The organism is Streptomyces sp. NPDC022910 (assembly GCF_055561075.1).
On record NZ_JBVHHL010000061.1, the window covers coordinates 38,728 to 47,523 of the forward strand.

The 8,796-nt window shown below is 69.7% G+C and carries 8 protein-coding genes, 1 tRNA gene and 3 pseudogenes; 10 read left to right on the plus strand and 2 right to left on the minus strand.

Annotated elements, in window-relative coordinates:
- From ACZ3TS_RS35550 to ACZ3TS_RS35570, 5 genes and pseudogenes are all read left to right on the plus strand, one after another.
- Nucleotides 1-309, plus strand: a pseudogene (locus ACZ3TS_RS35550) (DEAD/DEAH box helicase); the annotation flags it as partial.
- A gap of 249 nt (nt 310-558) precedes the next feature.
- The gene (locus ACZ3TS_RS35555; protein WP_467625974.1) at nt 559-2,685 is read left to right on the plus strand and encodes an FG-GAP-like repeat-containing protein; all 2,127 of its coding nucleotides are present in this window, start codon (nt 559-561) and stop codon (nt 2,683-2,685) included.
- Between the two features lie 93 nt (nt 2,686-2,778).
- Entirely contained in the window at nt 2,779-4,314 is a 1,536-nt protein-coding gene (locus ACZ3TS_RS35560) for an amino acid permease (protein ID WP_467625976.1), read from the plus strand.
- 137 nt (nt 4,315-4,451) lie between these two features.
- Nucleotides 4,452-4,527 (plus strand) — tRNA-Lys (locus ACZ3TS_RS35565).
- A 263-nt stretch (nt 4,528-4,790) separates the two neighbouring features.
- Nucleotides 4,791-4,943, plus strand: coding sequence for a hypothetical protein (locus tag ACZ3TS_RS35570; protein WP_467625977.1), 153 nt, complete (start codon nt 4,791-4,793; stop codon nt 4,941-4,943).
- A gap of 181 nt (nt 4,944-5,124) precedes the next feature.
- Here the strand turns inward: ACZ3TS_RS35570 and ACZ3TS_RS35575 are convergent.
- Nucleotides 5,125-5,636, minus strand: a pseudogene (locus ACZ3TS_RS35575) (hypothetical protein); the annotation flags it as partial.
- Between the two features lie 223 nt (nt 5,637-5,859).
- Here ACZ3TS_RS35575 and ACZ3TS_RS35580 point away from each other — a divergent pair.
- From ACZ3TS_RS35580 to ACZ3TS_RS35590, 3 genes are read left to right on the plus strand one after another with little or no spacing between them, the layout of a single operon-like run.
- Nucleotides 5,860-5,991 carry a hypothetical protein gene (locus ACZ3TS_RS35580; protein WP_467625978.1) on the plus strand — a complete coding sequence of 44 codons (132 nt, stop codon included), beginning with the start codon at nt 5,860-5,862 and terminating at the stop codon, nt 5,989-5,991.
- Nucleotides 5,973-6,527, plus strand: coding sequence for a hypothetical protein (locus tag ACZ3TS_RS35585; protein WP_467625980.1), 555 nt, complete (start codon nt 5,973-5,975; stop codon nt 6,525-6,527). The genes ACZ3TS_RS35580 and ACZ3TS_RS35585 overlap by 19 nt, the downstream gene beginning before the upstream one ends.
- 48 nt (nt 6,528-6,575) lie before the next feature.
- Entirely contained in the window at nt 6,576-6,869 is a 294-nt protein-coding gene (locus tag ACZ3TS_RS35590; RefSeq protein WP_467625981.1) for a hypothetical protein, read from the plus strand.
- Between the two features lie 354 nt (nt 6,870-7,223).
- Here the strand turns inward: ACZ3TS_RS35590 and ACZ3TS_RS35595 are convergent.
- Nucleotides 7,224-7,715 (minus strand): annotated as a pseudogene (locus ACZ3TS_RS35595) (HAD-IC family P-type ATPase); the annotation flags it as partial.
- On the opposite strand from ACZ3TS_RS35595, the gene ACZ3TS_RS35600 reads away from it, so the two are divergent.
- Both ACZ3TS_RS35600 and ACZ3TS_RS35605 read left to right on the plus strand, forming a co-directional pair.
- Entirely contained in the window at nt 7,608-8,372 is a 765-nt protein-coding gene (locus ACZ3TS_RS35600) for a hypothetical protein (RefSeq protein WP_467625984.1), read from the plus strand. The pseudogene ACZ3TS_RS35595 and the gene ACZ3TS_RS35600 sit on opposite strands and share 108 nt — an antisense overlap.
- A gap of 28 nt (nt 8,373-8,400) precedes the next feature.
- Complete coding sequence (locus ACZ3TS_RS35605; RefSeq protein WP_467625982.1) at nt 8,401-8,739, plus strand: hypothetical protein; 339 nt, start codon at nt 8,401-8,403, stop codon at nt 8,737-8,739.
- Nucleotides 8,740-8,796: the final 57 nt, after the last annotated feature.

The following is an 8,796-nucleotide window of genomic DNA, read 5'->3' on the forward strand; positions in this document are numbered from 1 at the left end:
GACAACGACCGTGACCGTGACCGTCGTCCCTTCGACCGCGACCGCCGGGACAACGACCGGCGTTCGTTCGAGCGGCGTGACGACCGCGGCGGCTTCCGTCGCGACAACGACCGGCGTCCGTTCGAGCGGCGCGACGACCGCGGCGGTCACCGTGGCAGCGACCGCCCGTTCAACCGCGACCGCCAGGGCGACCGCCCCGGCTTCCGCTCCGGCAGCCACGAGCGCCCGTACGGCCGCCGTGACGACCACCGTGGCACCGGCTCGTTCGGCCGTCGCGAGGACAAGCCGCGCTGGAAGCGCAACGGCTGACGCCCGGTCACCCCGATCTGCGAAGGGCCCCACGACTCCGGTCGTGGGGCCCTTCCGCTTCAGGAGCGGTAAGGGCGGCGTTCTCTTTTTCGCTTCCTTTACCTGTGGGGCGGTTGTTAACATCCCTCGACTTGGCGTGGTGGGGTGCGGTCGAGGGGGAGTCACGCGGCCGCGCGGGGTGCGGAGCACAACTGTCTCCGGCCGCCATGCCGTTCTCGCTTCCCTGGGGAGGGACCCTTGACTCGGCGTGTGCGCGCACGCTCTTCGGCGACCCGGCGCGGCCGGATCGCACTCACTCTCGTGGGCCTGGCAGCTCTGGGCGCCGGCTCGCTGGCCGCCGCGGGGCCGGTCGCCGCGGACACCACTCCCACACCCGTCCAGACCGATGGTGTGTGGGGCATCGACTACGCGGGCGGCTTCCTGACCACCGTGGAGAACACCCCGAGCGGCGACCAGTGGGTGATCGGCCGTCGGATCTCGGCCGACGGCTCGATGGTGCTGCAGAAGACGAGCCGCGGGTTCGCCGACACCTTTGCCGTCGGCAGCCATGCGCAGCGCGTGCCGTGCGACACGGACGGCCGGGGCTGCGTACCGATGCGCACCTCCGGCAACTCGTACGTCGGCTACTTCATGGACGACGGCACGGGCAAGCTGACCGCCCAGGTCCACCTGGACGAGCACTCGTCCAACGGGGCGGAGGAACCGTTGGTCACCGGCGCCAGGTTCGTCGACGTCACCGGCCGCTACTACGTCTACCAGGCGACTTCCACCGGCAAGCAGTACGTCGACGCCGTGCAGCCGTACTACTACCACCCCGTCCGGCTGACCCGCTCCATCACGGCCGCCTCCCTCTGGGGCCAGGCGCTGTGGACGCCCGGCTCGGGCAACGGGGTGGTCACCGCATACGACCTGGAGAAGGGCAAGACGGTCCAGACCGTCTCCACCGGCGCGCCCTGCACGGTCAAGGAACTCCAGGTCATCGGCCGCTGGATCTACTGGAACTGCGGCCCCACGGGCGCCGCGGGCGTGTACGACCGAACGGCGAAGAAGAACATCACGGTCCCCTCCGGCCCCGTGCTCGTCGGCGACGGCTTCCTCGTCCGGCACGACCGGAGCGCCGGCAAGCTCATGCTGACGGACTACCGCACCGGCACGGCCGCGCCCCCGCGCGCCGTCGCCGACCTCCCGGCCGGAAACACCGTGGACCAGCGGCGTCTGACCTGGACGGTGGACAAGTTCGGCGGCGACATCGCGTACGTCGACCAGGAACACGCGATCCGGATCGTGCAGAGCGGGGTCCCGACGCAGCCGCTCGCCAGGATCGAGTCCGAGGTGGACGACACCCTGATGAGCGCCAAGGACGACCCCTGGAAGAGCACCTGGCAGCTCAACAAGCCGGCCGCCTGGACCTTCCGGGTGAAGGACTCCGCCGGCCGGACCGTGCGCACCCTCACCGGCAGCGGCGCCGACATCGACGTCGTCTGGGACGGCAAGACGGGCTCGGGCACGTACGCGTACAACGGCGGCTACACGTGGACGCTGGCCGCCACGGCCGCCGACGGCGGGGGCACGTACTCCACGGGCGGCACGATCGGGCTGAGCGGTGGCCGGCAGGGCTTCCACGACCAGGGCGGCTACAGCTACGGCGAACTCGTCACCCTCAACTCCTCCGGCGCCCTGACCCTGCACTACACCAAGGGCAAGGGCACCTTCGACTTCAAGCAGTCCGCCTCCGGCTGGCCGGTCGGGACCGTCACCGTCCCGTTCGGCGACATGGGCAGCGACCGCTGCGCCGAGATGCTGGTGCGCATGCCGAACGGCGAACTGCGCCGCTACGCCGGCAAGTGCGGCAGCTCGTACACGCCGTCGAGCAGCCACACCTCGCTCGGCACCGGCTGGAACGCGTACAACGTCCTCACCGCGCCCGGCGACCTGACCGGCGACGGCCGCACCGACCTGCTGGCGCGCAAGGCGTCGACCGGTGACGTCTACCTGTTCGCCAACGACGGCGCCGGGAAGCTCAAGGCGGGCGTGAAGATCCGCACCCTGAACGGCTACACGAAGATCGTGGGCGCCGGTGACCTGACCGGCGACGGAATCGGCGACGTGCTGGCGCGGGACAAGGCCGGAACGCTGTGGCGGTACGACGGCACCGGGACCGGCACGCTGAAGGACCGCGTGAAGGTCTTCTCGAACTGGGGCGGGAGCTACAACGCGATCGTCGGCGTCGGCGACATCACCGGTGACGGAAAGGCGGACATCGTCGCCCGGGACACCGCGGGCAACCTGTACCGCCAGACCGGTAACGGCAAGGGATCGTTCGCCGCGCGGGTGAAGATCGCCACCGGCTGGCAGGGGTACAAGGGGATCTTCTGACCGATCCGGGGCCGCCCGATGTACGACAACTTTTGGCCATAGCAATTACCGTATGGCGCATGTCACGCCCCCGGCGAGGGAATCGCTGGGGGCATGACAGATGACGTCAGAGCGAGTGGGCTGTCGGACGAAGAGCGGCTGGCCCAGCTCGGTTACACACAGGTTCTGGCCCGCCGGATGTCGGCGTTCTCCAACTACGCGGTCTCCTTCACGATCATCTCTGTCCTGTCCGGCTGCCTGACGCTCTACCTCTTCGGGATGAACACCGGCGGTCCCGCCGTGATCACCTGGGGATGGGTGGCCGTAGGCCTGATGACGCTGTTCGTCGGCCTGTCCATGGCCGAAATCTGTTCGGCGTACCCGACCTCCGCGGGCCTGTACTTCTGGGCCCACCGGCTGGCGCCCCCGCGCTCGGCGGCGGCCTGGGCCTGGTTCACGGGCTGGTTCAACGTGCTGGGCCAGGTGGCGGTGACGGCGGGCATCGACTTCGGTGCCGCGTCCTTCCTCGGCGCCTACCTCAATCTCCAGTTCGACTTCGAAGTCACCCCTGGCCGCACGGTCCTGCTCTTCGCGGCCATCCTGGTCCTGCACGGCCTGCTGAACACCTTCGGCGTGCGCATCGTCGCCGTCCTCAACAACATCAGCGTGTGGTGGCACGTGCTGGGCGTGGCGGTGATCGTCGGGGCCCTGGCCTTCGTACCGGACCACCACCAGTCGGTGTCCTTCGTGTTCACCAAGTTCGTGAACAACACGGGCTGGGGCAGCGGGGTCTACGTGGTGCTGCTGGGCCTGCTGATGGCGCAGTACACCTTCACCGGCTACGACGCCTCCGCCCACATGACGGAGGAGACACACGACGCGTCCACGGCGGGCCCGAGGGGCATCGTCCGGTCCATCTGGACCTCCTGGATCGCCGGCTTCGTACTCCTGCTCGGCTTCACCTTCGCGATCCAGTCGTACGACAAGGAACTCGCGTCTCCGACCGGCGCGCCGCCCGCGCAGATCCTGCTGGACGCCCTCGGCGCGACCGCCGGCAAGCTGCTGCTGCTCATGGTGATCGGTGCCCAGCTGTTCTGCGGGATGGCGTCGGTCACGGCCAACAGCCGCATGATCTACGCCTTTTCCCGCGACGGCGCGCTGCCCTTCTCACATGTGTGGCACACGGTCAGCCCGCGCACCCGCACGCCCGTGGCGGCCGTCTGGCTCGCCGCGCTGGGCGCCCTGGCCCTCGGCCTGCCGTACCTGATCAACTACACGGCCTACGCGGCCGTCACCTCGATCGCCGTCATCGGGCTGTACGTCGCCTACGTGATCCCGACCCTGCTGCGGGTGCGCCGGGGCGAGGCCTTCGAGCGCGGTCCCTGGCACCTGGGCCGCTGGTCCCTGGTGGTCGGGGTGGTGTCGGTGGTGTGGGTCGGGTTGATCACGATCCTCTTCATGCTCCCGCAGGTCTCCCCGGTGACGTGGGAGACCTTCAACTACGCCCCGGTCGCCGTCCTGGTGGTGCTCGGCTTCGCGGCGGCCTGGTGGTTGGCGTCGGCCCGGCACTGGTTCCTGAACCCCCACCACGAGCGCACGCTTGCGCGGGAGGCGGCGCGTTCCGGGGCGGTGAAGGGGGTGGATCCGTAGGGACCGGGTGCGGACGGACGGGGCCGGTCCGGCGGTGCGGCCATCCGCAGGATCTCGGCCGTTGGTGTGGCCGGGTCACCGATACCCGATCGGAGTCCCGGCCTCGTCCGGCTATGCTCGGGGAGGCAACATCGCCTGGGCCCTTAGCTCAATTGGCAGAGCAGTGGACTTTTAATCCATTGGTTGTGGGTTCGAGTCCCACAGGGCCTACCACGTCTGACCTGCATCTTTGCAGCAGACGGGCCTCCTCTCAACCGAGAGGAGGCCCCTTTTTTGGCCTTTTGGGAACGCCTCTGGGAACGGAGGCGTTCCCAGAGCTGCGGCTACGCCGCCTCCAGCCCCTTGCCGCCCTTGCCCTTCCTGGAGCCGCCGCTGGCTTCTTGGAGGCGCTCTTTTTCAGCTTGTTAGCACGCGGAACGATCGACACCGAGGCTTCCGCCGCCAGGCGGTCCAGTTCCGGCAGGACGCTTTTGTAGGTGTCCATGGACAAGTACGCATGGCCGACGGTCACCGAAGTGCCGACGGAGTTGCTCTCACCGGAGATGTGCGGCGACCGTCGCGGCTCTGCCGCGCAGGTTCCGGTACCGGGCCGTAAACCGTTGCCGGACGGGCAGGTGCTGTGCGAATGAGCCTGCCCCGCTGCTGCCCCGCGCACTGCTGCTCACGGTGGCGTGGTCGCGGGCCTGCACAACACCAGCTGCATCCTCCCGGCACACGACAGTGCCCCGGTACTCGTCACCAGGACGAGCGGGGCACTGTCATGCCCGGCGGACGTCAGCCCCGGGAGGCCCTGCGGCGCCGCAGCACCAGTTAGCCGCCCGCGGCCACCAGCGCCGCCGCGGTGCCCGACAGCAGGCCCACCGGGGCGCTGCTGCCGGTCTCGGCCAGATCGCCGCTTCCGCCCTGCGCGGACGGGGATGCGGCGGCCGACGGGGCGGCCCCACCCTCGCCGGACGACACACTTGGCGAGGTCGTCGCACCGGCCGAGCTCGAGGACGACACCGACGAGGAGGCGACACGGAGGCGGACGGCGTCGTACCGCCGCCACCGCCCTGTGAGTCCTTGCAGTCGGTCCAGAACACCTTGTGCTTGGCGGCGCCCTTCTCGCCGTCGAAGTTCCAGAACAGCTTGTAGTGCCCGTCGGGAAGCGACAGGTCTGCCGTACGGCCGTGGCCCTAGCCGTCCAGGGTGATGGCGCCGGCCTTGACGGTCTCGCACTTGGTGGCGGAGGTCGGAGCCCAGGCCTCGATGTGCCAGTCGACCTGCTGGACCGCGTCGAAGCCGAAGGCGTCGAGGTAGAACGTGCAGACGTGGGGCTCGGATACGAATGGGAAGATGTGGAGGGGGCGGTTCGGCCTCCAGCCCGGCCTGACGACGGGTCGAGCACGAACAGACAACGAACGGATTTGCTATCCGACGTGGAAGCCATCCTCGGGACCCCGCAGGCGTCTCGCCGGGTCCTGGCAGTGCAGCAATTGCGTGCAGCCACAGTGGCAGCTGTGTACGGAGTGCAGGACCGCCGCGCGGCATGACCTGGACTTGCCGTTGCGCACGCATCTGGACCTGCTGCGTACGGCCATGGGGAGGGCCGCGGCAGAAGGCGTCTACTCGACCGAGGTCCCCGGCAGCCGGGCCCTGCTCACCTTCGACCAATACGGGTGCGCGCACAGGGCCTGACCTACGAGCAGTTCACCGAGCGCACAGCCGATGCCTTCGACGCGGCGCTCCAGCGTGCGGGCATCGGCGGCCAGCGGGAGCACAACATCCACACAACCAGCCTGGACAGCACGGCAGGTGACCCGCAGCGGGTGCCCTGGGCGAACTACCCGCTGGACCCCGTCCTCTGCGCCCGCCTGATCGGCGACTACGCCGCGGTGACCGTCGAGACCTCTGGCCCCGCGCTCACCCGACTGCTCCAGCTCTCGGGCATGGACGCGCGATGGGTCCGCCCACCCGGGAACCATGACCTGCAATCCGGTGAGGTTGTAATGGAGATCCACCGCCAGGAGCAGCTGCGGTCTGTCCTTCTGCCCGGCGGGCTCACCATGACCCCGGCCCGGACGTTGCAGATGCGCCGCTCGGCACTCGACCGCGACCTGGTCGAGTTCCTCCGGCCGGGTTCGTGGGCCTCAGGTATCAGACACCTGCTCGCCGCACGCCAGGCCGGCCAGCCGTGGCCGCACTACCGCAACGAGCACGAGATCTGGGTCTAACCGACCAGGCTCCAGCGGCACGTCGAGCAGGCGGAGATCGTGCTCAGAATGGCGCCTGAAGTCCACCCCGTCCTCCCCCGCGGGTTCGCCGCCCTCGAAGCCGAACGCTGTGGCCCCTACCGCGACGCCTTCGGCCTGCGCACCAGTTGCGGCCTGAGAGGCCGAGTCCAACGCCGCTGCACCGCCGACGACCCCGACCGCTCCCGCGAATCCCTGCGCGCCCCCTACGCCCAGCCCTGGAAGTGGGCGCCCTGCCCCCACGCCTGCGGCTACGTCGGCACCCCGGAGATCCGCCCGAGCATCCTGTACGGACTGGTCCCGCAGATCAGCGCGAGCCGCTAACTTCGTTGGCATCTCCACTTACGTATGGCTGTGCTTGGCTCCGCAGCGGAGAGGTCTTGTCCCACACGTGCCAGCGCCCCCCACAGACCGGATCAATTCCGAAGGCGACGCCCTCGTCGAAACCGGGGACATAGGGGCGCTCGGGAGTGGATCCCTGCTTGACGCGTTCGCACGCGTCCATGCAGTCGGTACGCCGCACCATCGCGACCCAACCAGCATGGTGCGCAGGTCGGTGAGCTGGGCTTCGTGGTCCAGGTGCGGGACTTTGGCGGGGTGCCGCAGCAGCAGCCGCGGCAGACGGTGAGCGTGGGCCGGCCCGCCCCGGCGCGGGGGCGGCCTTCTTGCTGCGGCGGTTCACCGCACATCCCCGGCGGCCCGGTTCCAGGCGGCGTCGCGCAGTAGGCGCAGGCCGTTGAGGCCGACGATGACGGTGGAGCCCTCGTGGCCCAGGACACCGAGGGGCAGCGGCAGGTGTCCGGCCAGGTCCCAGATGACCAGGCCGGAGATGAACACCGCGGCGATGACCAGGTTCTGCACCACCAGACGCCTGGCCGTGCGGGACAGGCTCACGACGGTGGGGACGGTGGCGAGTTCGTCGCGGACGATGACGGCGTCGGCGGTTTCCAGGGCGAGGTCGGAGCCGGCGCGGCCCATGGCGATGCCGGTGTGGGCGGCGGCCAGCGCGGGGGCGTCGTTGACGCCGTCACCGATGACCAGCACCTTGCGCCCGGCCTTCTCATGCTGGCGTACGGCGGCGACCTTGTCCTGGGGCAGCAGTCCGGCGCGGACGTCGGTGATGCCGACCTCGGCGGCCAGGCGGGCGGCGGCGCGCGGGTTGTCACCGGTCCGGCCGAGCACCCCAGCGAGCACCCGCTGGCCCGCGCTGTCGTCGATGCCGCCCGCACCCGCGGCCTGGCCATCCCCGCCTGCGCGGGCTTCGCCTCGGCCCCCGGCATCGGGGTCACCGCCACCGTCGACGGCCACGCCGTCGCGGTCGGCGCCCCCTCCCGCCTGCTGGACGGCGCCGGTGACGCGACCTGGGACCGTGCCGCCGTGGTGGCGGCCGGGCTGGAGGACGGCGGCCGCACGGCAGTCCTGGTCCTGTCCGACGGCGTCCCGGTCGGTGTGCTGGGCATCGCCGACCGCCTGCGGCCCGATGCCGCCGCCACCGTCGCCGCCCTCGCCTCACTGACCGGCCAGGTGCCGATGCTGGTGGCCCATCCAACCGTCTGGACAAACCCGGCGCGGCCAAACTTCCGGACCGCCGCCGTGCCACTCGATGATGTCCGATTCGGCCACGTCCAGCTCGTCGCAGCCCACCACCCCGGCGTATCGCAGAAACACCGCCACATCGTGCAGCGAGTACGCCGTGCCCAAGATCTTGTAATCGACGCAGACCCTGCGGCCGCCAGATCCACCCGGCGCCTCCACGGTCACGCGACGCACGACCATGGCTATAGCTTCCCCCGGGCAAGGGCCGATCGCATTCCCGAGGACGTGTGATCTTGGAGATGCCGGGTAGGCGGCCCCGGTGTCGCCCGCGCTGCCTGAATTCGTGTCCGAGGTCAAGCGCGCTCTGATGCAGGCAGGCTTTCACCTGACCGAGGATGCCGATGACGACCGTTACCCGGGTCTGCGGGTGATGCCCGTCCCGCCCGGTGTCTTGATCAAGTGGACAGCTTCGGCCGGCTTCACCGCCCTGGCTGCTGGCCGGTCAAGCTCCTCCAGCGACGCCATGAAATCCATCGTGCAGGCTGCGGTCTCGGCGCTGCTTGTCCAGCTCGGTCACACGGTGACGGAATCCCTGGACGGTGCCCACCTGCTCGTGATGGCTGAGGTGCCCCGAAGTTTCCGGACAGGGACCCAATAGGATCTCTACGTAAGGAAACGAGAGGCAAGACGTGGCACCACCCAGTAAGTACTCGCC

Bases quoted from the DNA above. Each gene is read 5' to 3' on its own strand.
- ACZ3TS_RS35590 (WP_467625981.1), top strand. From the start codon at position 6,576: ATGGCGCCTGAAGTCCACCCCGTCCTCCCCCGCGGGTTCGCCGCCCTC.
- ACZ3TS_RS35560 (WP_467625976.1), top strand. From the start codon at position 2,779: ATGACAGATGACGTCAGAGCGAGTGGGCTGTCGGACGAAGAGCGGCTG.
- ACZ3TS_RS35600 (WP_467625984.1), top strand. From the start codon at position 7,608: ATGCTGGCGTACGGCGGCGACCTTGTCCTGGGGCAGCAGTCCGGCGCG.